This window comes from Geodermatophilus aquaeductus, assembly GCF_900182545.1.
In the GTDB taxonomy this organism is placed as follows: Bacteria; Actinomycetota; Actinomycetes; order Mycobacteriales; family Geodermatophilaceae; genus Geodermatophilus; species Geodermatophilus aquaeductus.
In genome coordinates, this window is record NZ_FXTJ01000017.1 from 49122 (window position 1) to 73868 (window position 24747).

Below are 24747 nucleotides of genomic sequence, written 5' to 3' on the forward strand. Positions count from 1 at the left end.
CGGCCCGTCCCCGGCCGGGGACGGGCCGCCCGTGGTCTAGAGCCCGACGAGCTCCTCCAGCGCACCGACCTCCTGGCGGGTGAGCCGGCGGATCGAGCCGCTGCGCATCCGCTGCAGGGAGACCGGGCCGATCGCGGTGCGGGTCAGCCGCGTCACCGGCAGGCCCACCTCGGCCAGCAGCCGCCGGACGATGTGCTTGCGCCCCTCGTGCAGCACGACCTCGACCACCGACTGCCCGGCGTGGGTGTCGACGACGCGGAAGGAGTCGACCTTCACCGGGCCGTCCTCGAGCTCGATCCCGGCGCGCAACCGGCGGTGCAGCTCGCGGGAGACCGATCCGGAGACCTGCGCGAGGTAGGTCTTCTTCACCTCGTAGGACGGGTGGGCCAGCCGGTGGGCCAGGTCGCCGTCGTTGGTGACCAGCAGCAGGCCCTCGGTGTCCTGGTCGAGCCGGCCGACGTGCACCAGCCCGGGCGCGAGGTCGCCGATCATGTCGCCGACGGTCGGGCGGTCGCGGTCGTCGCTCATCGCGGTGATGACGCCCGGCGGCTTGTTCAGGGCGTAGGTGACCCGGTCGTCGCGCAGCTCGAGCCGGCGGCCGTCGACGGAGATCTTGTCGGTGGCGGGGTCGACGCGCATGCCCTGCACGGTGACGACCGCGCCGTTCACGCTGATCCGGCCGGCGTCGATCATGTCCTCGCAGACGCGGCGGGAGCCGACGCCGGCGCGGGCGAGGACCTTCTGCAGGCGCTCCCCCTGCCGCTCGTTGGACGCGGGGGCGGGCTCGCGGTCGCCGGGGTGGACCGGCGCGAGCTCCATGTCCTCCGACCAGCCCTCACCGCCGGGGCTGCCGGGCTGCAGCGCGGAGGGGTCGGGGAGCTCGTCGGGATGCGGTGCGGTGTCCATCGCCGTCCAGTCTCCCACCCCCGCGGCGGGGACCGGCCGTCGCGGCAGCGCTCAGCAGTTCTCCTCGCCGTAGGCGTCCACGGCCTCGCCCGAGGAGACCAGGTCGCCCTGCAGCTCCTGCAGCTGCGGAGCGAGGTCGGCGTTGGCCGCGGGATCGGACAGGTCGGCCTGGTCGAGCAGGTCGGACAGGGCGCGCCAGGAGGTGACCAGGTCGTCCCACTCGTCCGCGACGGCCTCGGGCGGGTCGACGTCCTCCAACTGCTGCACCGCCTCGTCGAGCACCTGCGGCGCCGACTGCGGGTCGGACTGGATCGCGTTGACGTCGTCGGTGATGTCCGAGAGCAGGTCGGGCACCTCCGCGCAGAACGCCTCCTGGCGCTCGGCCTCCTCCGACGAGCAGCCGGCCAGCAGCAGCGCGGTGAGGGCGAACGGGACGGCGAGCGCGCGGGGGGTCACGCCGGTCAACGTATCGGCGCCGCACCCGACCGACGGGCGCTCAGCCCTCGGCGGCCTGCTCGCGGGCCAGCGCGACGGGATCGGGCAGCAGCGGCGCCAGGGGCGGCAGCTCGTCGAGGCCGGTGAGCCCGAGCCGCTCGAGGAACAGCGGCGTCGTGCCGTAGAGCCCACCGCCGCTGTCGGGGTCGGTGCCGACCTCGGTGACCAGGCCGCGGGACAGCAGGGTGCGCATGACGCCGTCGACGCCGACCCCGCGGATCGCCGACACCCGCGCGCGGGTCACCGGCTGGCGGTAGGCGATGACGGCGAGGGTCTCCAGCGCGGCCTGCGTGAGCTTCGTCCGCTGCCCCTCGGAGAGGTGGCGCTCGACGACCGGCGCGAACTCCTCGCGGGTGTAGAAGCGCCAGCCCTCCCCCACCCGGCGCAGCGTGATCCCGGAGCGGCGGGCGTCGTGGTCGGCGGCGAGCTCGGCCAGCGCGGTGCGCACCCGCGCCACCGGGCAGCGCAGCGCGGCGGCCAGCGTCCCCTCGTCGACGGGGCCCTCGGCGACGAACAGCAGCGCCTCGAGACCGCCGCGCAGCTCGACCGGGTCGAGGACGACCTCCGGCTCGGGCTCGGGCGGGGGTGCCGGCAGCTCCAGCCCGGGCAGCGGCAGCGGCTCGGGCTCGGCGGGGACGGGCGGGACGTCGTCGGCGGCCGGGGCCGGGCGCTCGGCCACCCGGGCGGCCAGCTCGGCGGCGACGGCGTCCCAGACCGCGGGGTCGGCGGCGTCGGGACGGCCGGCCTCCTCCTCGCGGGTCGCCTCCAGCTCGGCGGCCAGCGCCTCCCACGAGAACGGCGCGCGCTCGTCCGGGCCGGTCACGGCAGGTCCTCGGTGGCGACGTCGGGCTCGTCGTCGGCGGGTCGCACGTCCGCGGGGCCGGTCCAGCGGACGTGCAGCTCGCCGAGCGGCGTGAGCTGGGTGAAGGTGACCCGCTGCTGGCGGTAGAGCTCGAGCAGCGCGAGGAAGCGCGCCACGACCTCCATCGTCGTCGCGCAGTCCCCGGTCAGGGACGCGAAGGTGAGCGTGCCGGCGCCGACCAGGGCGGCGCGGACGGCCAGCAGCTGCTCGGCGACGCTGACCGGCGGCGCGTGCAGGTGCCCGACGCCGACGGTGGGCGGCTCCTTCGGCGTGAGCGCCTTCGCGGCGAGCGCGGCGAACCGCTCGGGAGTGATGCCGAGGAGCACCTCGGGCAGCAGCTCGGCGAAGCGCGGCTCCAGCGGCGCCTCGCGGGCGTAGCGGCCGGCGGCGACCGTCTCGCGCTCACGCAGGAACGCCGCGGCCTCCTTGTAGGCGCGGTACTGCAGGAGCCGGGCGAAGAGCAGGTCGCGGGCCTCGAGCAGCTCGAGGTCGTCCTCGTCCTCGATCTCGGCGGCCGGCAGCAGCCGGGCGGCCTTGAGGTCGAGCAGGGTGGAGGCGACGACCAGGAACTCGCTGGCCTGGTCGAGGTCGAGCTCGTCGCCGAGCGCCCGCAGGTGGGCGATGAACTCGTCGGTGACCACCGACAGGGCGATCTCGGTGACGTCGAGCTGGTGCCGGCCGATCAGCTGCAGCAGCAGGTCGAACGGGCCCTCGAAGTTGGTGAGCCGGACGGTGAAGCGCGCAGGATCGACCCCGCGCTCCGCCACCGCCTGCGTGCTCGCACTCACGGAACGCAAGGGTAGGCGGTGCTACCGACGGTTCAGCCCCGGAGACGCCGGACGAGCACCGAGTCCTCGCCCTGCTCGGCGAGGTCGGCGAGCAGCACCGAGATCGCCTCGCGCACGATGCGGCCGCGGTCGGCGGCCACGCCGTGCTGGGCGCGCAGCGTCAGGCGGGCACTCTCCAGCGCGAGCAGGTCGTCGGCGGAGATGTAGACGGTGATCTTCTCGTCGTGCCTGGTCCGGGCGTTGCCGGCCGCGCGGGCGGCCTTGCCGCGGGTACGCGCACCCGGCGCCGGCAGCGGCGCGGGGGCCGGGGCAGCGGTGCGGTAGGCGGCCAGCGGGTCGGCCGGGGCGCCACCGGGCACGAGGGTGAGCGGCGCGGGCGCGTCGTCGGCCGGCGCCGGGTCGGCGGCCCGGCGGCCGCCGCGCAGCGCCGGGGAGCTCACCGCCGAGGCCAGGTTCGGCAGCTCGGTCACCTCCGCCTGCGGGGTGTCGGTGCGCCGGAACAGCTCCGCAGCACCGGGGAGCACGGGACGACGGGTCACAGTGCGATGACCTCCTTGGCCAGGTCGCGGTAGGCGGCCGCACCCGAGGAGGTCGGGGCCCAGGTGGTGATGGGCTGGCCGGCGACGGTGGTCTCCGGGAAGCGCACCGTGCGCTGGATGACCGTCTGGAACACGGTGTCGCCGAAGGCCTCGACCACCCGGCTGAACACCTCCCGGCAGTGCACGGTCCGGGTGTCGTACATCGTCGCGAGGATCCCGGAGATCTCCAGCTCGGGGTTGAGCCGCTCCTTGACCTTGTCGATCGTGTCGACCAGCAGCGCCACGCCGCGCAGCGAGAAGAACTCGCACTCCAGCGGGATCATCACGCCGTGCGCCGCGGTCAGGGCGTTGACCGTGAGCAGGCCCAGCGAGGGCTGGCAGTCGATGAGGATGTAGTCGTACTCGTCGCGCACGGAGTCCAGGGCGCGCAGCAGGGTCTGCTCGCGGGCGACCTCGCTGACCAGCTGCACCTCGGCGGCCGACAGGTCGATGTTGCTGGGCACCAGGTCCAGGCCTGGCACGTCGGTGGCCACGCGGACGTCGGCCAGCGTGGTCCGGTGCTCCATGAGGGCGTTGTAGACGGTGCGCTCGAGCTGCTGGGCGGGCACGCCCAGGCCGACCGACAGCGCGCCCTGCGGGTCGAGGTCGACCAGCAGCACGCGGCGGCCGTACTCGACCAGCGCGGCACCCAGGTTGATGGTCGACGTCGTCTTGCCGACGCCGCCCTTCTGGTTGCACATCGCGATGACGCGCGCCGGGCCGTGCTCCGTCACCGGCGGCGGCTCCGGCAGCTTGCGCTGCCGCGCGCGGGCCGGGTCCAGCCGTGAGGCGGCCGCACCCATCTCCCCGCCGTCGGCCGGGAGTGCGAGAGCCTGCCGGGCCGCCACGTCCCCTCGGATCGCCATGAGTCGCCACTCCTCCGTGCTCCCCGGCGGTGCCGGCCGCGGTCGGCCGGCCCGGTCCGCTCGGGTCCTGGGAAACGGTAAGGAGATCACCAGCCCCGATCCACGGGACACGCCGTCGATGGCGGATGTTGCCGTGGTGCTGTGGCTACTCGTCGGTATCCGTGGGCAGAAGCTGACAGAGCAAGTCCCGCTGCGTCGTCAGGACAGTGCCCGCGGGTGGCTGCTGGCGTACACCTCGCGCAGCTTGTCCACGGTCACGAGCGTGTAGACCTGGGTGGTCGTCACCGACGCGTGCCCGAGCAGCTCCTGCACCACGCGCACGTCGGCGCCGCCGTCGAGCAGGTGGGTGGCGAAGGAGTGCCGCAGCGTGTGCGGCGAGACGTGCTGCACCGACAGGCCCGCGCGCTCGGCCGCCGCCTGCAGGATCGCCCAGGCGCTCTGCCGCGACAGCGGCCCGCCGCGGGCGTTGAGGAACAACCGCCCGCCGCGCACGCCGCTGCGCCCCGCCGCCGCCAGCGCCGGCCGGGCGCGCACCAGGTAGTCCTCGACGGCGCGCAGCGCGAAGCTGCCCACCGGGACGATCCGCTCCTTGCCGCCCTTGCCGGCCAGCCGCACGACGGCCTGCCCGCGGTCGAGGTCGTCGACGGCGAGGCCGACGGCCTCGGAGATGCGGGCGCCGGTGCCGTAGAGCACCTCGAGCAGCGCCCGGTCGCGCAGCCCGCGCGGGCCCTCGAGCGAGCCCGCGGCCTCGATGAGCGCGACGACGGACTCGACCGGGATGGCCTTGGGCAGCCGCCGGGCCGGTGCGGGCGGGCGCACCTCGGCGGCGACGTCGCCGGGGACCAGGCCGTCGAGCAGCGCGAAGCGGTGCAGCCCGCGCACGGCGACCACGGCGCGCGCCGCCGACGTCGCCGACAGCGGCGGGTGCGCGTCGTCGCCCTGCCGGAGCGCGGCGAGGAAGCCGGAGACGTCACTCTCGGCCACCTCACCGAGCCCGCGGACGCCGGCGGCGGCGAGGAACTGCGTGTACCGGCGCAGGTCGCGCCGGTAGGAGGCGATGGTGTTGGCGGCCAGGCCCCGCTCGACGGCGAGGTGGTCGAGGTAGCCGCCCACCACCCGCTCGACGTCGGGGCCGGCGGCGCTCGCGGGCAGCGTGGCGGTCAGGGCAGGTCCCCCTCCAGCTTCTCCAGGCCGACGGCGGCCATCCCGTGCGCCTCGGCCACCTCCGGCAGCACGACCTGCCCGGCGACGACGTTGACGCCGTGCGCCAGGGCCGGGTCGGCGGCGACCGCGGCGCGCGTCCCCTTCTCGGCCAGGGCCATGACGTAGGGCAGCGTCACGTTGGTCAGCGCGTGCGTGGAGGTGTTCGGGACCGCGCCGGGCATGTTCGCCACGCAGTAGAACACCGACTGGTGCACGCGGAAGGTCGGCTCGTCGTGTGTCGTGGGCCGGCTGTCCTCGAAGCACCCGCCCTGGTCGACGGCGATGTCGACGAGCACCGAGCCGGGCTTCATCCGCGACACCAGCTCGTTGCTCACCAGCGTGGGCGCCTTGGCGCCGGGCACGAGCACCGCGCCGATGACCAGGTCGGCGTCGAGGACGGCCCGCTCGACCTCGTAGGCGTTGGACGCCACGGTCTGCAGGTGCCCGCGGTAGATGTTGTCGGCGGCGCGCAGCTTGTCGACGTCGCGGTCGAGGACGACGACCTCGGCCTGCATGCCCAGGGCGATCGTGGCCGCGTTCATCCCCGACACCCCGGCGCCGATGACGACGACCTTGGCCGCGTAGACGCCCGACACCCCGCCGAGCAGCACGCCGCGGCCGCCGTGGGCGCGCTCGAGGCTGTGCGCCCCGACCTGCGGCGCCATCCGCCCGGCCACCTCGCTCATCGGGGCCAGCAGCGGCAGCGCGCCGGTCGCGGTCTGCACGGTCTCGTAGGCGATCGCGGTGGTGCCGGAGGCGACGAGCGCCTCGGTGCAGGCCCGCGAGGCGGCCAGGTGCAGGTAGGTGAACAGGGTCTGCCCGGCGCGCAGCCGGCCGTACTCCTCCTCGACCGGCTCCTTGACCTTGAGCAGCAGGTCGGCGTCGGCCCAGACGTCGTCGGCGGACCCGACGATCCGGGCGCCGGCGGCGGTGAAGTCGGCGTCGGGGATCGAGCTGCCCTCCCCCGCGCCCCGCTCGACCAGCACCGTGTGCCCCGCCCGGGTCAGCTCCGTGACCCCGGCCGGGGTCAGCGCCACCCGGTACTCCCTGTTCTTGACCTCGCGGGGCACACCGACCTGCATGACCACTCCTGATCCCGGCCGGGCCGAGGTCGTCGGTCCGCGCCTGTTCTCGTCGCTCCCGGGTGAGGGAGCCCACACCCGGCGACCCTAACGACCGCCCGCGCTGCCGCGACCGGGCGCAGCGCCGACGATGGCCGGGTCGTCCCCCAGGAGGAGGAACCCCGCGATGCGCCTGTACGCCAGCCGCCCCGACCGCCGCCTCGGCCAGGTGCTGGCCGACGTCGGCCTGCTGGCGTGGATCGTGCTGTGGGTAGTCGTGGCGCGGGTCGTGCACGGCGCGGTGCTCGTGCTGGCCGAGCCGGGGCAGGCGGTGGAGGACCTCGGCTCGTCGGTGGCCGACAGCATGGGCTCGGCGGCGTCGGCGGCCGAGGACGTGCCGGTGGTCGGCGACGAGCTGTCCGCGCCGTTCGACGCGCTGGGGAACGCCGCGGGGTCGGTGAGCGGCGCCGGCCAGGCCGCGCAGGACGCCGTCGGCACGCTGGCGACGGTGCTCGCCGTCGTCCTGGTCGTGCTGCCGGTGGGCTGGCTGCTCGCCCGCTGGCTGCCCTGGCGGGTGGGGTGGGTGCGCGAGGCGAGCGCGGCGGCCCGGCTGGCCGGGCGCGCCGAGCCGGACCTCGAGCTGCTGGCCGCGCGGGCCGTCGCCACCGCCCCGCTGTCCCGGCTCGCCGCACTGCCGCCCGGGACCGGCGCGGCCTGGCGGGCCGGGGACCCCGCGGCGGTCCGGGCGCTGGCCGCACTGGAGGCCGGCCGGCTCGGCCTGCGGCTGCCCGCGCCCGACGCCGCGGGCTCCGGAGCCAGCGCGCCGCCGCGCTCGGGTTGAGTCCGACCTCGCCGGTGCCGATGCCCTCCCTGATCCGGGAGGTGGGCGTGGGACGGACGGGACGCACGCGGTCGCGCCGGCGGGGCCGTCGCGGTCCGTCGGCCGGCGGGGTCGCCACGCGGGTGGCCGCGGTGGCGGCGGTCGGGCTGGTGGCGCTGTCGGCGCCGGCCACGGACCTCGCCGCGCAGGTGACCGCCTCCTGGGCGCCGTTCCGCAACGCCGGCACCGCCGACGGGCCCGAGCCCGCCCGCGTCGTCGACGCCCCGCAGCCGGTCACCGCCGTCCCCGACCCGATCATCGACACGCCGGTCCTCGCGCTGCCCGTGCCGCGGCGGCTGCAGGTCGAGGTGCCGACGCCGCTGGTCCCCCACGGCGTCCCGCTGGAGACCACACCGCCCCCGGCGCAGTGCGGCGGGTACGGCAGCCTCCGGCAGGTCCCGCCGGGGGTCGTGCCCGGACCCGGCTCGGCGACGGTGAGCTGGCAGGCCGACGGCCGCGACGTCGTCCAGGGCTACCGGGTGAGCGCGGTGAGCCAGCAGCTGGTGACCGGCGCGCAGCCGGCGCCGCCGCAGGTGACCGTCGGCCAGCGCGCGGACTGCGGTGAGGTGACCGCCACCGTCGGCGGGCTCACCAGCGGCGTCGCCTACGTCTTCTGGCTCGAGGAGATGGTCCTCGACGCCGACACCGGGGTGACCGAGTACGAGCAGGTCGGCTGGTCCCCCGCCGTCGTCATCGCCTGACCCGCGGGCTCCGTCGAGATCACGCGATCTCGCACCCGACACGCCGGTGAACGCGTCGAGATCACGGGATCTCGCTCGCAGGTGCCCCGACCGCGAGCCCCGGGGTCGACCTCCGGAACCGTCCTGCGCGCAACGACGACGATGTCGCCGGATGTCGACCTGGTGCCGCCTCCGAGCCGTCGAGACGACGCCAGGTCGACAACGGGCGGTCGTCGGGACGCCGACCGGACAGCGACCGCAGTCGGCACCGGGGCCCGCCCTCGTCGACGCCGACGGCGGTGTCAGGTGGCGTCGACGGGGCGCAGCCTCGTGCCGGCCGCGCGGTGCTGGGCGGCGGCGAGCAGGCCGATGACGGCGGCGGAGTTGCGGATCCCGCCGTCGAAGACCCGCTGCACCGCCTGGTCCAGCGGCACGAGCTCGACGGTCATGTCGAGCTCCTCGTGCTCGACGGTGAACCCCTCGGGCCGGTCGACGTCGGACAGGCCCTCGGCCAGGTAGACCAGCACCAGCTCGTCGCAGAAGCCGGGCGTGCTGAACGTGGTGGTGAGCAGCGACCACCGCTCGGCGGCCATGCGCACCTCCTCGGCCAGCTCCCGCTTCGCCGTCTCCAGCGGCGGCTCGTTCTCGGCGTCGCGCAGGCCGGCCGGCAGCTCCCACAGGTAGCCGCCGACCGGGTGCCGGTACTGCCGCAGCAGCACGGCCTCGCCCGCGTCGGTGAGCGCCACGACGGCGACCGCGCCGGGGTGGCGGACCACCTCTCGCACGCTGTCGCCGCCTCCGGGCATCGCCACGGTGTCCTTGACCAGCGTGATGACCCGGCCGTCGTAGACCGTCTCGGTGCCGAGGACGCGGTAGTCGCCGTCGGCGGCCGGCTCGGTCACCTCAGATACCGACCTTCTCGATCTCGTCCATCGGCACCGGCAGCCGGGCGGACTCGGCGCGGTCGATGGCGGCGGCGACGAAGGCGGCGAACAGCGGGTGCGGGCGGGTGGGCCGGCTCTTGAGCTCCGGGTGCGCCTGCGTGCCGACGAAGAACGGGTGCACCTCGCGCGGCAGCTCGGCGAACTCGACCAGCAGGCCGTCGGGCGAGGTGCCGCTGAACACCAGGCCGGCCTCGCTGAGCCGGTCGCGGTAGGCGTTGGCCACCTCGTAGCGGTGCCGGTGGCGCTCGGTGATCTCCGTGGCGCCGTAGGCCGCGGCGGCCTGCGAGCCCTTCTGCAGGGACGCCGGGTAGCTGCCCAGCCGCATCGTGCCGCCCAGCCCGCGCTCGCCGGCGAGGACGTCGACCTGGCTGGCCATGGTGGCGATCACCGCGTCGGGGGTGTCGGGGTCGAACTCGGCGGAGTTGGCCTGCTCGATCCCGGCGACGTCACGGGCGTACTCGATGACCATGCACTGCAGGCCCAGGCACAGCCCGAGGGTCGGGATGCCGTTGGTGCGGCTGTAGCGGATGGCGCCGAGCTTGCCCTCGATGCCGCGCACGCCGAACCCGCCGGGGATGCAGACGCCGTCGACGTCGCCGAGCGCGGCCGCCGCCCCCTCGGGGGTCTGGCAGTCGTCGGAGGGCACCCAGCGGATCTGCACGCGGCTGCGGTGGGCGAACCCGCCGGCGCGCAGCGCCTCGGTGACCGACAGGTAGGCGTCGGGCAGGTCGACGTACTTGCCGACCAGCGCGATCGTCACCGTCTGCTTGGGCCGGTGCACCCGCTCGAGCAGGTCGCCCCACACGGTCCAGTCGACGTCACGGAAGGGCAGGCCCAGCCGGCGCACGACGTAGGCGTCGAGGCCCTCGCGGTGCAGCACCTTCGGGATGTCGTAGATCGACGGCGCGTCGGGGCAGGAGATGACGCCCTCGGCGTCGACGTCGCACATCAGGCTGATCTTGCGCTTGAGACCGGTGCCGATCTCGCGGTCGGCGCGGCAGACCAGCGCGTCGGGCTGGATGCCGATGTTGCGCAGCGCGGCCACCGAGTGCTGCGTCGGCTTGGTCTTCAGCTCCCCCGACGGCGCGATGTAGGGCACCAGCGAGATGTGCAGGAAGAAGCAGTTGTCGCGGCCGATCTCGTGGCGCACCTGCCGGGCGGCCTCGAGGAAGGGCAGCGACTCGATGTCGCCGACCGTGCCGCCGATCTCGGTGATGACGACGTCGACGCCGTCCTCGTCGTCGGCGCCGCTCTCGGCCGCCGCCATGATCCGCGACTTGATCTCGTTGGTGATGTGCGGGATGACCTGCACGGTGTCACCGAGGTACTCCCCGCGCCGCTCCTTGGCGATCACGTCGGAGTAGACCTGCCCGGTCGTGACGTTCGACCGCCGGCCCAGGTCGGTGTCGAGGAAGCGCTCGTAGTGCCCGACGTCGAGGTCGGTCTCGGCGCCGTCCTCGGTCACGAACACCTCGCCGTGCTGGAACGGGTTCATCGTCCCCGGGTCGACGTTCAGGTACGGGTCCAGCTTCTGCATGGTGACCCGCAGCCCGCGGGCGGACAGCAGCGCGCCGAGCGAGCTGGCCGTCAGGCCCTTGCCGAGAGAGGACACGACCCCGCCGGTGACGAAGACGAACTTCGTCGGCTGGGAGTTGTGGAGGAGGCGACGCGATGCGGACTGGTCAGGTGTTCCAGGTCGACCCACGGGAACCCACCGTAACACGGTCGTCCCCTCCGCCCGGGACGCCGTCGGGGGGCTGCGCGCGCCCGCCGCGGGCGGTGGTGGCGAGGTCGACCAGGAGGGGCACCAGCAGCGCCGCGGCGGTCGCCGGGAGCGCCACCCCGGAGTCGTTCACCGCGGCGCCCAGGGCCAGGCTGAGGGCCGCGGCGACCAGCCCGGCGCGCAGGACGGCGGCATCGCCCGCGCGCAGTCCCGAGCCGCCCTCGCACAGCAGGCCCGGCCGGCGGAGCGGCCCGGGACCCTGCGCCCGCCGGCGCCGCACCAGCCAGATCGCGGCGACGAGCGCCACGGGCAGCATCCAGGCCAGCGCGGAGCCGACCAGGATGTCCAGGTTGGCCGAGGCCTTGCGGCTGACCACCGTCCACGCCTCGCCGGTGAGCAGCTGCTCGACGAAGCGGCCCAGATGGCTGCGCTCGGCGGCCGGGCGGAGCCAGTCGAGGAAGGCCAGGGTGCCGACGGCGACCACCCCGGCGGCCAGCACCGCGGCCAGCCGCACGACCGTCACGCGCACGCCGGTCAGCAGCATCGCCAGCAGCAGGAACCCGGGCAGCACGGCCAGCACGCCGCCGAAGTCGCGGCCCAGGCCGGGAGCGCCGACGACGGCCACGGTGACCAGCCCGGCGGCCAGGACGACCGCGCCGGTGACCCGGCGGGCGCGCCGTCCGCCGTCGTCCCGCCCCGCCCCGGCGCGCCGGCCGGCGAGGGTGGCCACCACGGCGGTGCCCACCAGCGCCGCCGAGGAGAGCAGGCCGGAGCTGAGGTTGCCGTAGCCGGTGAACCGCCCGGCGACGATCGCGTCGTAGCCGAGCAGCGCGTTCAACTCCAGCGAGGAGCCGGTGAGCACGTCGCCGACCAGGGTGGCCACGGTGACGGCGAGCACGGCCAGCGGCGGGCCCAGCCGCGACCGCCGCCACGGGCCCAGGACCGCCGGCGCCACCACCGCGGCGCCGGCCAGCAGCAGCGACCCCGCCAGCGCCCACCGCGGCGAGCCGGCCCGCTCCCAGGGCACCAGCCCGGCGAGGTAGGTGGCCACCGGCAGCGCCGCGGCCGCCAGCGCCGCCAGCCGCAGCACCGGCCGCCAGCGGGCCCGCGAGGGCCGCACGCCGGCGTCGCGGGTCAGGCCGAGCACGAGCATCCCCAGCACCACGACGGCCGCCTGCACCGCGACCAGGCCGAGGAAGAACGTGCCGGTGCTGCGGTGGTGGGTGACCGCGGCGGTGTTGGCCCGGGTCAGCTCCGCCACCGCCTGCGCGGTGCCCGGCCGGTCCCCGGTCACGGTGAGCGGCTGGCCGTTGAGCGAGGCCGGCTGCTCCAGGCCCAGGGCGCGCAGCACGGTCGGGGCGACGTCGATGAGCTGGGTGAACGGCGCCCGCCCGGTGCTCGCCGACGACAGCCACCCGACGTCGGTGAACCCGGGGCCCGACGCGATGCCCACGTGCAGCTGCGGGCGGCCGTCGTTGACCTCCGAGACGCCCTGCACCAGCAGCAGCGTCTCCCCGGGCAGCGCGGCGACGGCGGCGCGCAGCTGGGCGACCTGCGCGTCGATGGCGGTCAGCGCCACCTCGCGGCTGACGGGGTCGGTGCCGGTCTCGCTGCCCTCGGGCGCGGGGACGCCGGCGTCGACCAGGCCGTCGAGGGAGACGAGGGTGAGCGGGCAGGGCTCGAGCAGCGCGGCGAGCGCGGCGTCGTCGGCCGGGAGGGCGTCCTCGCGGGTGAGCCCGACGCCGGGCGCGGCGACGGCCAGCGCCGCCGCCCGGCCGACGACCGTCGCGCAGCCCACGGCCGCCCCCAGCGCCCCCGGCTCGGCGCCGAAGCGGGCGGTGGCGCCGTCCTCGGCCACGGCGCGGACGGCGCTGAGCGGATCGGCCAGCCCGGCCTGCGCCAGCCGCTCCTGCAGGCCGCAGTGCGACAGCTCGGGGCTGGCCGGCGGCCCGGCCGGCGTCGGTGCCTCCGACGGGGCCGCGCCCGGCTCCTCCTCGGTGCCCGGGGTCTCGCCGGGCAGCGGCACGGTGGGCAGCGGGACCATCGGCAGCAGCTCGTCCGGCGCCGGGAAGCGGGCCCGGTTACCCGCGCCGAGGGTGGCCCAGCCGTCGAGCAGGCAGGTGGTGGAGCGGGCGGCGCGCACCGACACCGCGCCGACCGGGGAGGTGTCGGCCAGCTCCCACAGCGCGGGCGTGCGGTCGGGGTCGACGTCGTCCCACACCAGGCCGGGCACCCCGACGACGAGCACCCGGTCGGCGCGCCAGCCGTCGTCCGCCGCACCGGCCGCCTCCTCTGCCGCGGGCGCTGTGGGCACCCCGGCGAGGAGCACGGCCAGGAACGCGAGGAGCAGGACGGCGGCGCGCCTCACCGCGGTGGCCCCAGCAGCTCGCGGTAGACGGCGGCCAGCGTGCGGGCGGTGGCGGCCTCGTCGGGCCAGCCCGCCGCCTGCTCCCGCCCCGCCTTCCCCAGCGCCGCGGCGCGCGCGGGGTCGGCCAGCAGGTCCCGGACGGCGCCGGCCAGCGCGTCGGCGTCGCCGGGCGGCACCAGCAGCGCGCCGTCGCCGAGCAGCTCCGGCAGCCCGCCGGTGCGCGTGGCCACCAGCGGCGTGCCGGCCCGCAGCGCCTCCTGGGCGGTGAGCGAACGGGCTTCCCATCGGGAGGGGAGCACGACGAGGTCGGCGGCGGCGAGCAGGTCGGCGACGTCGTCGCGGCGGCCGAGCAGGCGCACCGGCAGCCGCTGCACGGCGATCCGCGCGGCGAGCTCGGCCTCCAGCGGCCCGTCCCCGGCGACGGCGACCAGCGGCGGTGCCGGATCGGCGGCCCACGCGGCGGCGGCGTCGAGCAGGACGTCGTAGCCCTTCTGCGGGTGCAGCCGGCCGACGGCGAGCACCAGCGGGCGCCCGTCGGCGAGCCCGAGGCCGGCGCGCACCTCCTCGCGGGACCGCCGCGCCGGCGGCAGCGCGGGCGCCGACACCGGCGCCACCCGCACGTCGCGGGCGCCGAGGCGGCGGGCGTTGGCGGCGAGGTCGCCGGAGGCGGCCAGCACGACGTCGGCGGCGCGGACGGTGGCGCGCTCGGCGGCGGCCAGCACCCGGCCCAGCGGCCCGCCGCGCTCGGGCAGCGCGTTGTGCAGGGTGACCACGAGCGGGCGACGGACACCGCCGCGCACCGCGGCGGCCGCGACGAGGCCGGCCCGCAGTCCGTGGGCGTGGACGAGGTCGGCGCCGGCCGCGGCGCGGCGCAGGGCGAGGACCGCCCGGGTGTCGGCGACCGGGTCGAGCCCGGCGGAGATCTCCACGGGCGAGAACGCGGCGACCGTCGAGAAGCCGAACAGCGCGTCGGTGGCCGCGGGCCCGCACACGGTGACCTCCGCGCCGGCGTCGGCGAGCGCGGGCAGCACCGAGCGCAGGTGCGTGCCGACGCCGCCGGTGCTGGTGGCCAGCACCTCGGCGACCCGGCGGCCGTCGAGCGGTCGTGGGTCAGCCACCGTGCACCTCCGTCCCGCCGGGCGTCCGCAGCGCGCGCACCGCCGCGAGCAGGGGCCGGCGCGCCGTCCCCATCATGACCGCCGCCGCCACCACGGTCACCGCCGCCGCCACGAGCAGCCCGGCTCCCACGGCGCCGGCCAGGGAGGTCCCGGGCACCGGGTCGGCACCGAGCGCCCGGGCCAGCGCCAGGCCCGCGGCCGCGCCCGCGCCGCCGGCGAGCAGCGCGGGCAGCCCGCAGCGGGCCAGCCCGGACAGGCCGCCGGGCCCGGCGCTCCGCGCGGTCGCGACCAGCAGGCCGACCCCGGCGGCGGTGACGCCGATGCTGTGCCCGGCGGCCAGCGCCAGCGCCCGGTCGGCGTCGGGCAGGGCGGCGGAGAGGACGACGTCGGCGGCCACGGCCAGCAGCCAGCCGCCGAGGACGCAGGCGGTGGGCGCGCGCCACAGCCCGCGGGCGTACAGCGCCCGGGTGAGCACCGCGACCAGCCCGTAGCCGACGAGGCCGGGGGCGAAGGCGACGACGGCGTCGCGCAGCGCGGCCACCCGGTCGGGGGCGCCGTCGAGGAGGAACACCCGCGCCATCGGGCCGGAGACGGCGGCCAGCACCGCGGCGGCGACCGCGCTGGCCACCACCACGAGGGCGGTCACCGGGCCCAGCGCGCGGCGGTAGCCGGGCAGGTCCCCGGCGGCGGCGCGCTCGGCCATCAGCGGATAGGCCGACGTCGCCAGCGGCACCGCGACCGCCGCCCAGGGCACGAGGAAGAGCGTGAGCGCGGCGGTGTAGGCGACCTGGGTGCCGTCGGGGCCGGCGCCGGCCAGCCGGATCGCGACCGCGGCCACCAGTTGCTGCCCGGCGAGGGTGAGCACGCCCGCGACGGCGAGCCGGCGCACCTGCGGCGCGGCGCCCACGGGGAAGCGCAGCGAGGGCCGCAGCCCCAGGCGCAGCCGCCGCACCGGCACGAGGACGGCGAGGGCGAGCGCCACCACGCCGAGCGTCGTCCCGACGCCGAGGACCAGCTCGGCCCCCGTCGTCAGGTCCCCGACCTCCCGGGCACCGCCGAGCCAGGCGAAGGCGGCGTAGGCCGCCGCGACCACGACGCTGGACAGCAGCGGCGCCAGGGCCGGCCAGGCGAAGCGGCGGTGCGCCTGCAGCACGCCCGTGGCGACGACGGCCAGGCCGTAGAGCACGACCTGCGGGGCGAACACGAGCAGGAAGCGGGCGGCCAGGTCGACCTCGGCCGCGGTGCCGCCGCCCAGGAGCAGCTCGGCGATCGGGTACGCCAGGAGCGCGAGCAGCGCGGCGAGCGGCAGGAGGACCAGCAGCGTCCACCCCAGCAGCGCCGAGGCGGTGCGGCGGACCTGCTCGCGGTCGCCGACGGCGATGCCCCCCGCCAGCATCGGCACCACGAGGGAGGCCAGCGCCCCGCCGGCGACCACCTCGAAGACGATGTTCGGGACGGTGTTGGCCGCGGTGTAGGTGTCGCCGGTGCTGTCGGCGCCGACGGCGTTGGTGAACACCAGCGTGCGTCCGAAACCGGCGAGCCGGGCCAGCACGGTGAGGACCGCGATCAGCGCCGCGGCGCCGGCGACGCCCTGCGCCACCCGCCGCCCCGACACCGCGGGCCCCGCCGAGGTCACGACGGGCTCACGCCGGGCGGCGGCCGAGCCGGTCGAGCTCGCGCAGGCCCGGCGTGGCCTCGATGACCCGGGTGAAGCTGACCCGCTCGCTGGCGAGGGTGAGCGCGGTGACGGCGGCCAGCAGTCCCGCGCGCGCCGGGCGCGAGGTGACGGCGGCCAGCCGCAGGCCGAGGAGCGCGCCGAGGGAGTTGGCGCCGGCGTCCCCGAGCATCACCCGCTCGCCGAGGTCGGCGGGCAGCACGGCCAGCGCCGCGCCGAGCGGCCCGGCGACCAGGCCGCCCGCGGGCCCGCCCAGGGTGGCCGCGGCGGCGATGACGCCCGCCTTCGCCGCGCGGCCGGGGCGCAGGTCGAGCAGGTTGACCAGGTTGGCGGTGCCGGCGACCAGGCCGGTGGTGAGGACGGCGTCGACCAGGGTGCGGTCCCGGCGCGTGAGCAGAGCGGCGACCGCGGCCGCCGCACCGATGCCGGCGACCTTCACCGCGCCGGCCGACACGCGCCCGGCCCGCAGCGCCGCGAGGTGCCCGGCCAGGCCCTTGTCGCGCGCCTGCTCCGGGCGGGCGCCGGCGAGGTCGTCGTAGCCGCCGACCAGCCCGGACACCGCACCGGCCACCGCGGCCGCGCCGCGCGTGCCGGCGGGGGCGCCGAGGACGGCCCCGGCGGTGGCGGCCGCGGCCAGCGCGGGTCCGCCGAGCAGGGTCACCGGGCGGCCGGCGTAGTTGGTGCGCCGCCACGGCGCCCCCGTGGGGCGGGCGTCGAGCACCGCCGCGGCGGCCAGGCCGGCGCGCGCGGCGGCGGCACCGGCGAGGACGAGGAGCGGGCGGGCGGTCACGGGGTGGTGGCCGGCACCGGCGGGACCGGCTGGGTGTCCTCCCCGGTGCCGTACGCGCCGGAGGTGCCCTCGCGCTCGCTGCCCAGCGCCAGGACGGTGCTGATCTGCCCCGCCGGGCTGGTCACGTTGTCGACGGTGGAGACGGCCGCGGCCACCTCGGGGTCGGCGCGGACGACGCCCACCAGGCCGGCCTCCCCCGCCGAGGCGCCGTCGCCGGCCACCACCGCGCCGGAGCCGGCCGCGTCGAGGGCGGTGGCCAGGTCGAGCAGGACGTCGTTGCGGTCCGCGGCGTCCTCGCCGTCGAGCGCGCCGTCGGTGAGCAGGACGGCGAAGTCGGCGGGCGTGACCGACGCGGAGTCCTGGGACAGGACGTCGAGCGCCGACAGGCCGGCCAGCACGGTGGAGACCGCCGCGGTGTCAGGGGCCGGCGCGCCCTCGGTGGCCGGGACCATGAGGACCTGGGCGAGCAGCGCGCCGACGAGCTGGCCGGTGTCGTCGGTCTCGGGCAGCTCGACGCCGGCGGGGCGGCCGGGGCCGGTGACGTAGCTCTGCAGGCCCGGCTCGCTGGCCGGGTCGCTGTACTCCGGCGCCAGCGAGATCTGCCCGGCCACCGTGCCGCCGGACTCGGTCACCAGCGCGGTGACCTCCTCGACGGTGTCGGTGGTGACGTCCTCCGACGCCAGCACCAGCAGCACGCTGCGGCCGGTCAGGGCGCCGCGCACCAGGGCCGGGGCGACGGCGGACTCGAAGGACTGACTGGTGTCGACCTGCGCCTGCAGCGTCTGGGTGGTGTCCTCGAGCTCGCGCTTGTCGTCCTGCAGTGAGGTGACCTGCCCCTGCAGGTTGTCCAGCAGCGGTCCCGACAGCTGGGTCGCGCCGATCACCAGCCCCAGGGCGATCGCGAGGAACACCGCGATCAGGGAGACCAGGTGGTAGCGGAAGTCGATCACGAGAAGAGGTTCTCCAACCAGAACACGAAGCTGTCCCACTGGTCGACCAGCAGGTCGAGGTAGATCCGCCCGGCGGTGGTGACGGCCACGGCGGCGACGATGGCGACCAGCGCGGCGAGCACGAGCACGACGAGCGCGCCGGTCGAGATGCGGCTGCGGTAGAGCCGGCTCACGCCCTTGGCGTCGACCAGTTTGCCGCCCAGCCGCAGGCGGGTGAGGAAGGTCGAGGCCATGCCGCCGCGGCCCTTGTCGAGGAACTCCACGAGCGTGGCGTGCGTGCCGACGGCGACGATGAGCTTGGCGCCCTTCTCGTCGGCCAGCAGCATCGCGATGTCCTCGCTGGTGGCCGCGGCCGGGAAGGTGATCGCCCGGACGCCGAGGTCCTGGACCCGCTTGAGCCCGGGCGCGCGGCCGTCGACGTAGGCGTGCACGACGACCTCGGCGCCGCTCTTCAGGACGTGGTCGCTGACCGAGTCCATGTCGCCGATGATCATGTCCGGCTGGTAGCCGGCCTCGATGAGCGCGTCCGCGCCGCCGTCGACGCCGATGAGCACCGGCCGGTAGTCGCGGATGTAGGACCGCAGCGCCTGCAGGTCCTCCTTGTAGTCGTACCCGCGGACGACGACGAGCACGTGCCGGCCCTCGATGGCCGTCTTCACGTCCGGGACGCCGACGCCGTCGAGCAGCAGCGCGCGCTCGCGCTTCATGTACTCCATCGTGTTGGTGGCGAAGGCCTCCAACTGCGTGGACAGCCCGGCCTTCGCCTCGGCCATCGCCGCGGCGATCGTCTCGGGGGTCTGCTCGGTGCCCTTGGCGACGGCGGTGCCGTCGGGGCCGTAGAGCGTGTCGCCCTCGACGCGGACCTGCGCGCCCTCCTTGAGGGCGGCGAACACGTCCTTGCCGACGCCGTCGACGAGGGGGATGCCGGCCGCGGTGAGGATCTCGGGGCCGAGGTTGGGATAGCGCCCGGAGATGCTGGGCGCGGCGTTGACGACGGCGCCGACCTTCGCAGCGACCAGCGAGTCCGCGCTCACGCGGTCGATGTCGACGTGGTCGATGACGGCGACGTCGCCGGGCCGCAGGCGCTTGGTGAGGTTCTTGGTGCGACGGTCCAGCCGGACGGTGCCGCTCACCCCGGGTGCCGCCTCCTGGGCCCGGCTCCGTCGCAGGGTGCCGATGCGCATTCGGTCATGCTCCCACGCAGGCTCCCGGGGGCCGCCGACCGACGCGCAACCGCAACGACCTGGTCACGCAGGGTGTCCGACACCACGGACGACGCGACACGCCCGGCGCGTGCGCCCCACCGGCACCGCCGGACCTGCCAGGCGCGCTGTCTAGCGTTGGCCGATGTGACTCGTGGGGCTCCTGCTGCCATCGTCCCGGCGACCCGTCCCGGGGCCGCGGACGAAGGCCCCGCGCCGATGCCCGGGCCGGAGTCGGCGCCGGTGCCCGCGCCGCCGTCGATCCGCGCGGTGCCCGGGACGCCGGCCCCCTCCCCCGCGCCAGCGCCCTCCTCGCAGCCCTCCTCGCAGCCCTCCTCGCAGACCTCCTCGCAGCCCGCCGAGGGCCGCCGGTCGGGCCGCCGCCGGGACCGCCGCGGCTCCGGAGTCCGCGAGCGCCGCCGGCTGGAGACGCACGACCGGATCGTCGACGCCGCCGCCGAGCTGTTCGCCGAGCGCGGCTTCGACGCCGTCAGCGTGGTGGAGATCGCGCAGCGGGCCGGCGTGGTGGAGAAGACGGTGTTCAACCACTTCCCGGTCAAGGAGGGGCTGGTCCTCTCCGCCGACCCGCCGATGCGCGCGGCGCTGCTGCACGCCGTCGCCACCCGCCCGGCCGGCGAGTCGGTGGCCGCGGCGGCCGGGACGTTCGTCGTCCGGGCGATGACGATGCTCGGGTCGCCCGAGGCCGCCGAGGGCGTGGCCGCGATGGCGCGGGTGGTGCGCGGCTCGCGCACGCTGCAGGCCCGGGAGCGGGAGATCCTCGGCGAGATCACCGCCGCGCTGGCGGCGCAGATCCGCGAGGAGACCGGCGCCGACGACGGCGCGGTGGAGCCCGAGCTGACCGCGGCGGCGGTCACCGCGCTCTACGGCCGGCTGCTCGAGCTCGCCCGCGACCGGGCGCTGGCCGGCGTCACCGGGCCCGCGCTCGCCGACGAGCTGCGCGCCGCCGGGCGGCGTGGCCTGTCGCTGCTGCAGTTCGGGCTGGCGGGGTACGCCAAGCGCCGCTGACCGGCGGGTCCCGCGCCGGTGCTCGACCTGGGCGGGCGCGTCTGCCAGGGTGCCCGCCGTGCGCCCCCGGCTCGTTCCCTCCCTGACCTGCGCCGCCGTCCTCCTCGCGACGGCGGGCTGCGGCCTCCTCGGGGAGCCCGGTGACACCGCCGTGACGGACCGGCCGCCGGCCGCGGTCGCACCCACCCCGGCCGTGACCCCGGCCGCGCCTCCGCCCCCCGGGCCGGTCGAGGTCGCCCGCGCGACGCTGGACGACCGGTACGGCGGCACCGCCTACTCGGGGACGGTGTCGGTCACCCGCTCCCCCGCCACCGCCGGCCCGCCGCCGCTGCCGCCGCCGTTCGCGGAGGACTGCGCGCTGCCCGACGACGGCTCCGTGCGCACGGTCGACGTCGACGTCACCTTCGCCGACACCTCACGGGCGGGGATGGCCGGCCTGGCCGCGGACGTCGCGCTCACCGCGGCCGGCGGCGGACCCCCGCGGGCGGGCGCGGCCGTCTTCGTCGAGTCCTCGGCGACCGGCGCCCGCTGGTGCCAGGACGGCACGACCGCACCCACCACGGACCGCTTCGCGATGGGCTCCGGCGTCGGCAGCGTCACCACCGTCACCGTCCACGTGGTCCTCCGCGACGCCCTGCCCACCGGCGACCTGGTGCTGCGGCTCACGGGCCTGGCCGACGAGGCCGGATCGAACGCCACGGGCCCGTGGGACGCGGTCACCGCGTCCGCCGGCGCGTGCGCCGACGACCCGGCCGCCCTGTGCGTGCCGCTGGGCTGAGCTCAGGCGGGCAGCTGCAGCGCCCGCAGCAGCTGGTCGGCGCGGTCGCCGGGGATGTCCGGGTCCCGCGTGAACAGCGCGACGGCGACCATGTACTCGTCGTCGCCGGCCCAGCCGCGGCCCTCGGCGACGATCCTGTCGATCTGCGCGCGGACCTTCGGCTCGCTGCTGTAGGGGCCGTAGTCCAGGCCCATGGCGAGGAAGTTGACCACCCGGTAGCCGAGGTCGGCGGCGGTGGTGACGGTGGTGACCGGGTCGGCGTAGCTGGCGACCGCGGTGACGACGTGCTCGTAGCCGGCCTTGAGCAGCTGCAGCGTGAGGTCGTTGCCGCGCTCGCCGCCCCACAGCTCGGGCATGAGGATGTCGCGGTCGGGCGCGGGGATGTAGGGCGGGTTGGACAGGGCGGTGGTCACCGGCTCGCCACCGGCGGCGTCGGCCTGGTCGAAGAAGTCGCCGAGCTCGACGGTGTAGCGGTCGGCGACCCCGCGCGCGGCGATGTTGGCCCGCGCCGCCTCCACCGAGTCGGCGCTGATGTCGTAGCTGCGGATGCGCAGCCCCGGCAGGCCGGCGACGACGTCGGCGATCGCGGAGGCGTCGCCGGTCCCCAGCTCGACGACGGGGGCGTCCTCCCAGCCCAGTTGCTCGCGGTACTGCTGGAGCAGCATGCAGACGGAGAAGCCGTAGTGCGCCGACTCGTCGGCGGAGCTGAAGCAGCTCACCGGGTCCCCCCGGCGGTGCGGGCGGCAGGAGCCGGGACGAGCGGGGTTCGGGCGGGGGCATCGTCGCGCACGGGATCGACCTACCCCCGTCACACGATCGACACTCCTGCGTACCGCCACCCGGTCGTGTGCCATCCGACGGCGCCAGGCCCGTCGGCTCACCCCTCCCGGGCGGCGGCCGCGACGGCCAGCAGCTCGCGCGCGTGCGCCTGCCCGGTGTCGCTGTCGGACAGGCCGGAGAGCATGCGGGCGAGCTCACGCACGCGGTCCTCGCCGTCGACGGCGCGGATGTCGGTGGCGGTCACACCGGCCGCGGTGTCCGGTGACTTGTCCACCACGAGGTGGGTGTCGGCGAACGCGGCCACCTGCGCGAGGTGGGTGACGACGACGACCTGGTGCTCGCGCGCCAGCCGCGCCAGCCGCCGGCCGATCTCCCCCGCGGCCTGACCGCCCACGCCGGCGTCGACCTCGTCGAAGACCATGACCGGCACCGGGTCGGCACCGGCGAAGACCACCTCGATCGCCAGCATCACCCGCGACAGCTCACCGCCGGACGCGCCGCGGTGCACCGGCCGCGGCGGCGCGCCGGGGTGCGCGGCCATGAGCAGCGCGACCTCGTCGATGCCCTCGGGGCCGGGCTGGTCGGGGTGGCTCTCCACGGAGAAGGACACCCGCGCGCTCTTCATCGCCAGGCCGGCGAGCTCCGCGCCGACCTCGGCGGCGAAGCCGTCGGCGGCGGCCCGGCGGCCGGCGGAGATCCGGGCGGCGAGGTCGTCGACCTCGGCGCGGGCGGTGTCGCGGGCCGCCGCCAGCGCCTCGAGCGCCTCGTCGGAGACGTCGAGCGCCGACAGCTTGCCGCGCGCGTCGTCGGCCCACGCCAGCACGCCGGCCAGCCCCTCGCCCGGGTCGGCGTACTTGCGGACCAGCGCGGTGATCGCCGCGCGCCGGTCGAGCACCTCCGCGAGGCGTCCCGGGTCGGCGTCGAGGTCGGCGACGTAGCCGGCCAGCTGCACGCTGACGTCGGACACCACGGCGACGGCGTCGGCGAGGTCGCGGGCCAGCAGCACCAGCGCGGGGTCGTCGGTGCCGGCCAGCGCCCGCTCGGCGGTGGCCAGGGCGGCGGTGGCGTCCTGCGGCAGGCCCTCGGCGCCGAGGTCGCCGGTCACGTCGCCGACCAGCGCCATCCGCGCCTCGTCGACGGCGGCCCGCAGCGCGTCGGCGTCGCCGAGCCGCTTGGCCTGGGCGTCGAGCGCCTCGTCCTCGCCGGGCTCGGGCGCCAGCTGCTCGATCTCCTCCAGGCCGTGCCGCAGCACCTCGGCGGCCTGGGCGAGCTCGCGGGCCTGGCCGCGGCGGCGGTCGAGGTCGGCGGCGAGCTCGCGCCAGCGGGCGTACGCGGCGCGGTAGGTCTCCAGCAGCTGCAGGTGCGCGGCGCCGGCGTAGCGGTCGAGGGCGTTGCGCTGCTCGGCCGGGCGGGACAGCCGCAGCTGGTCGCTCTGCCCGTGCACGGCCAGCAGCCCCTCGGCCAGCTCCGCGACCACGCCGACCGGCACGCTGCGCCCGCCCAGGTGCGCCCGTGAGCGGCCCTCGGCGCTGACCGTGCGGGCCAGGATCAGGCTGCCGTCGTCGTCGGGCTCGGCGCCGGCGTCGGCCGCCCGCGCCCACACCGGGGACTCCGGCGGCAGCTCCAGGCGCCCCTCGACGCCGGCCCGGCCGGTCGCGCGCACCCGGCCGGGGTCGGCGCGGCCGCCGAACAGCAGCGTCAGGCCGGTGACGACCATCGTCTTGCCGGCGCCGGTCTCGCCGGTGACCACGGTGAGGCCGCGACCCAGCTCGAGGGTGACGTCGTCGATGGCGCCGAAACCGCGGATGCGCAGCTCGGTCAGCCGGCCCCGCCCGTGCGCGGCGCCGTCGCGGGACGCCGGAGCCCGGCCGCCGTCGGGCTGCTGCTCGGTCGTGGCCGCGCCGTCGGCCGGCGGGGTGTCGACCGCCGGAGCGGACCGGGCCCGGCCGGCGCGCTCACGCGTCGGGGTCCGCGGTGCCACCGCGCACCTCCTCCCCTGCCGCGCCGTTGCCCTCGGCGAGGGACACGACGTCGCGGGCCAGGACGTTGCGCGAGGGCCGCAGCTCGTGGCCGGGGTCGTGTCGGCGGGCGTCGCGGAAGCCGCGCACCGGCAGCCCGAACTTGGCGACCAGCCGGTCGCCGAAGGTCGCCGGGTGCACGCGGGCGATGCGCACCGGGCGGGCGGCCCGCCGGACGTCAACCCGGCCGCCGTCGGGGACGTCGAGGGCGCGCCGGCCGTCGGCCGAGACGCGGGCGCGGTTGCCGTCGGGCGGGATGGCCACCGACAGCACGGCGTCCGGTGAGGTGACCAGCGGGCGGGAGAACAGCGCGTGCGCGTTGGTGGGGACCAGCAGCAGCGCCTCGACGTCGGGCCACACCACCGGGCCGCCGGCGGAGAAGGCGTAGGCGGTCGAGCCGGTCGGGGTGGCGAACAGGACGCCGTCGCAGCCGAAGCTGGTCAGCGGCCGGCCGTCGATGGAGATGACGACGTCGAGCACCCGCGAGCGCTGCGCCTTCTCCACCGACACCTCGTTGAGCGCCCAGGTGCCGCCGACGACGTTGCCCGCGGAGTCGAGCACGTCGACCTCGATGGCCAGCCGCTTCTCCACCGCGTACGCGCACTGCTCGATGGCCGTCAGCGTCTCCTCGACGGCCTCGGGCTCGGTCTCGGCGAGGAAGCCGACCCGGCCGAGGTTGACGCCCATGAGCGCGGCAGCGCTGTAGCGGGCCAGCTCGGCGGCGCGCAGGAACGTGCCGTCGCCGCCGAAGACCATGACGATCTCGGCGCCGCGCGCGGCCTCGGCGTCGGCGGGAACCACCTCGGCGCCGTCGATGCCGAGCGCGTCGGCCTCGTCGTCGAGGACGCGCACGGTGATGCCGGCGCGCGCCAGCCGCGCGGCGGAGCTGCGGGCCAGCTCGGTGATGTCGTGCCGCCCCGTGTGGACGGCCAGCAGCACGTGCCGACCGCCCCCGGGACGCCAACCGCCCTGGCCGGCCTCGCTCATCGGTCCTCCTCGCTCTGCCCTGCGCTGGTCGTGCTCGTGGTCGCGCTCCTCGTGTGCGGTCCGTCCCCA

At 76.8% G+C, this 24747-nt stretch carries 23 protein-coding genes; 4 read left to right on the plus strand and 19 right to left on the minus strand.

The window, feature by feature from the left end; translation table 11 throughout:
* Positions 1 to 36 precede the first annotated feature (36 nt).
* From FN207_RS24610 to ald, 8 genes are all read right to left on the minus strand, one after another.
* The gene (locus tag FN207_RS24610; RefSeq protein WP_185938566.1) at positions 37 to 906 is read right to left on the minus strand and encodes a pseudouridine synthase; all 870 of its coding nucleotides are present in this window, start codon (positions 904 to 906) and stop codon (positions 37 to 39) included.
* 51 nt (positions 907 to 957) lie between these two features.
* Positions 958 to 1362, minus strand: coding sequence for a hypothetical protein (locus tag FN207_RS24615; protein WP_142461077.1), 405 nt, complete (start codon positions 1360 to 1362; stop codon positions 958 to 960).
* A 40-nt stretch (positions 1363 to 1402) separates the two neighbouring features.
* A complete protein-coding gene (gene scpB, locus FN207_RS24620; RefSeq protein WP_142461078.1) occupies positions 1403 to 2224 on the minus strand; it encodes an SMC-Scp complex subunit ScpB in 822 nt (273 codons plus the stop codon).
* Positions 2221 to 3051: a segregation and condensation protein A gene (locus FN207_RS24625; protein ID WP_246066354.1), complete on the minus strand. Its 831-nt coding sequence runs from the start codon at positions 3049 to 3051 to the stop codon at positions 2221 to 2223. Before FN207_RS24625 ends, scpB begins: the two co-directional genes overlap by 4 nt.
* Positions 3052 to 3083: 32 nt before the next feature.
* Complete coding sequence (locus FN207_RS24630) at positions 3084 to 3590, minus strand: hypothetical protein (RefSeq protein ID WP_142461080.1); 507 nt, start codon at positions 3588 to 3590, stop codon at positions 3084 to 3086.
* The gene (locus FN207_RS24635) at positions 3587 to 4495 is read right to left on the minus strand and encodes a ParA family protein (protein ID WP_142461081.1); all 909 of its coding nucleotides are present in this window, start codon (positions 4493 to 4495) and stop codon (positions 3587 to 3589) included. The genes FN207_RS24630 and FN207_RS24635 overlap by 4 nt, the downstream gene beginning before the upstream one ends.
* 198 nt (positions 4496 to 4693) lie before the next feature.
* Entirely contained in the window at positions 4694 to 5608 is a 915-nt protein-coding gene (locus tag FN207_RS24640; RefSeq protein ID WP_281282171.1) for a site-specific tyrosine recombinase XerD, read from the minus strand.
* A 47-nt stretch (positions 5609 to 5655) separates the two neighbouring features.
* Positions 5656 to 6780: an alanine dehydrogenase gene (gene ald, locus FN207_RS24645; RefSeq protein ID WP_142461082.1), complete on the minus strand. Its 1125-nt coding sequence runs from the start codon at positions 6778 to 6780 to the stop codon at positions 5656 to 5658.
* Between the two features lie 166 nt (positions 6781 to 6946).
* Here ald and FN207_RS24650 point away from each other — a divergent pair, with 166 nt between their 5' ends.
* Together FN207_RS24650 and FN207_RS24655 are read left to right on the plus strand one after the other, a co-directional pair.
* Positions 6947 to 7600 carry a hypothetical protein gene (locus tag FN207_RS24650; RefSeq protein ID WP_142461083.1) on the plus strand — a complete coding sequence of 218 codons (654 nt, stop codon included), beginning with the start codon at positions 6947 to 6949 and terminating at the stop codon, positions 7598 to 7600.
* Positions 7601 to 7647: 47 nt separating this feature from the next.
* Positions 7648 to 8340 carry a hypothetical protein gene (locus FN207_RS24655; RefSeq protein ID WP_142461084.1) on the plus strand — a complete coding sequence of 231 codons (693 nt, stop codon included), beginning with the start codon at positions 7648 to 7650 and terminating at the stop codon, positions 8338 to 8340.
* Positions 8341 to 8621: 281 nt separating this feature from the next.
* On the opposite strand, the gene FN207_RS24660 is transcribed toward FN207_RS24655, so the two are convergent.
* From FN207_RS24660 to steA, 8 genes are read right to left on the minus strand one after another with little or no spacing between them, the layout of a single operon-like run.
* Positions 8622 to 9221 (minus strand): NUDIX domain-containing protein, encoded by a 600-nt coding sequence (locus FN207_RS24660; RefSeq protein ID WP_142461085.1) that lies wholly within the window; start codon positions 9219 to 9221, stop codon positions 8622 to 8624.
* A gap of 1 nt (position 9222) precedes the next feature.
* Entirely contained in the window at positions 9223 to 10986 is a 1764-nt protein-coding gene (locus tag FN207_RS24665) for a CTP synthase (protein ID WP_425459859.1), read from the minus strand.
* Positions 10946 to 13354 carry a hypothetical protein gene (locus FN207_RS24670; protein WP_142461087.1) on the minus strand — a complete coding sequence of 803 codons (2409 nt, stop codon included), beginning with the start codon at positions 13352 to 13354 and terminating at the stop codon, positions 10946 to 10948. Before FN207_RS24670 ends, FN207_RS24665 begins: the two co-directional genes overlap by 41 nt.
* Complete coding sequence (locus FN207_RS24675; protein ID WP_142461088.1) at positions 13351 to 14472, minus strand: glycosyltransferase family 4 protein; 1122 nt, start codon at positions 14470 to 14472, stop codon at positions 13351 to 13353. Before FN207_RS24675 ends, FN207_RS24670 begins: the two co-directional genes overlap by 4 nt.
* Positions 14465 to 16108 carry a murein biosynthesis integral membrane protein MurJ gene (gene murJ, locus FN207_RS24680; protein WP_246066356.1) on the minus strand — a complete coding sequence of 548 codons (1644 nt, stop codon included), beginning with the start codon at positions 16106 to 16108 and terminating at the stop codon, positions 14465 to 14467. The genes FN207_RS24675 and murJ overlap by 8 nt, the downstream gene beginning before the upstream one ends.
* Before the next feature lie 7 nt (positions 16109 to 16115).
* Positions 16116 to 16937 (minus strand): hypothetical protein, encoded by an 822-nt coding sequence (locus FN207_RS24685; protein ID WP_185938568.1) that lies wholly within the window; start codon positions 16935 to 16937, stop codon positions 16116 to 16118.
* Positions 16934 to 17887, minus strand: coding sequence for a copper transporter (locus FN207_RS24690; RefSeq protein ID WP_185938569.1), 954 nt, complete (start codon positions 17885 to 17887; stop codon positions 16934 to 16936). Before FN207_RS24690 ends, FN207_RS24685 begins: the two co-directional genes overlap by 4 nt.
* Positions 17884 to 19020, minus strand: a complete 1137-nt coding sequence (gene steA, locus FN207_RS24695) for a putative cytokinetic ring protein SteA (protein WP_246066357.1) — start codon at positions 19018 to 19020, stop codon at positions 17884 to 17886. Before steA ends, FN207_RS24690 begins: the two co-directional genes overlap by 4 nt.
* A gap of 312 nt (positions 19021 to 19332) precedes the next feature.
* Here steA and FN207_RS24700 point away from each other — a divergent pair, with 312 nt between their 5' ends.
* Both FN207_RS24700 and FN207_RS24705 read left to right on the plus strand, forming a co-directional pair.
* Positions 19333 to 20115, plus strand: coding sequence for a TetR/AcrR family transcriptional regulator (locus FN207_RS24700; protein WP_246066358.1), 783 nt, complete (start codon positions 19333 to 19335; stop codon positions 20113 to 20115).
* Between the two features lie 58 nt (positions 20116 to 20173).
* Positions 20174 to 20893, plus strand: a complete 720-nt coding sequence (locus FN207_RS24705) for a hypothetical protein (protein ID WP_142461093.1) — start codon at positions 20174 to 20176, stop codon at positions 20891 to 20893.
* 2 nt (positions 20894 to 20895) lie between these two features.
* On the opposite strand, the gene FN207_RS24710 is transcribed toward FN207_RS24705, so the two are convergent.
* The 3 genes from FN207_RS24710 to FN207_RS24720 all read right to left on the minus strand — a co-directional run bounded on the left by FN207_RS24710 (position 20896) and on the right by FN207_RS24720 (position 24678).
* Entirely contained in the window at positions 20896 to 21612 is a 717-nt protein-coding gene (locus FN207_RS24710; protein ID WP_142461094.1) for a class I SAM-dependent methyltransferase, read from the minus strand.
* 158 nt (positions 21613 to 21770) lie between these two features.
* The gene (gene recN, locus FN207_RS24715) at positions 21771 to 23654 is read right to left on the minus strand and encodes a DNA repair protein RecN (protein ID WP_142461095.1); all 1884 of its coding nucleotides are present in this window, start codon (positions 23652 to 23654) and stop codon (positions 21771 to 21773) included.
* On the minus strand, positions 23629 to 24678 hold the full coding sequence (locus FN207_RS24720; RefSeq protein WP_142461096.1) for an NAD kinase: 1050 nt from the start codon (positions 24676 to 24678) through the stop codon (positions 23629 to 23631). The genes recN and FN207_RS24720 overlap by 26 nt, the downstream gene beginning before the upstream one ends.
* Positions 24679 to 24747: the final 69 nt, after the last annotated feature.

Bases quoted from the DNA above. Each gene is read 5' to 3' on its own strand.
- FN207_RS24635 (WP_142461081.1), bottom strand. From the start codon at position 4,495: ATGGCGATCCGAGGGGACGTGGCGGCCCGGCAGGCTCTCGCACTCCCG.
- FN207_RS24720 (WP_142461096.1), bottom strand. From the start codon at position 24,678: ATGAGCGAGGCCGGCCAGGGCGGTTGGCGTCCCGGGGGCGGTCGGCAC.
- FN207_RS24650 (WP_142461083.1), top strand. From the start codon at position 6,947: ATGCGCCTGTACGCCAGCCGCCCCGACCGCCGCCTCGGCCAGGTGCTG.
- ald (WP_142461082.1), bottom strand. From the start codon at position 6,780: ATGCAGGTCGGTGTGCCCCGCGAGGTCAAGAACAGGGAGTACCGGGTG.
- FN207_RS24610 (WP_185938566.1), bottom strand. From the start codon at position 906: ATGGACACCGCACCGCATCCCGACGAGCTCCCCGACCCCTCCGCGCTG.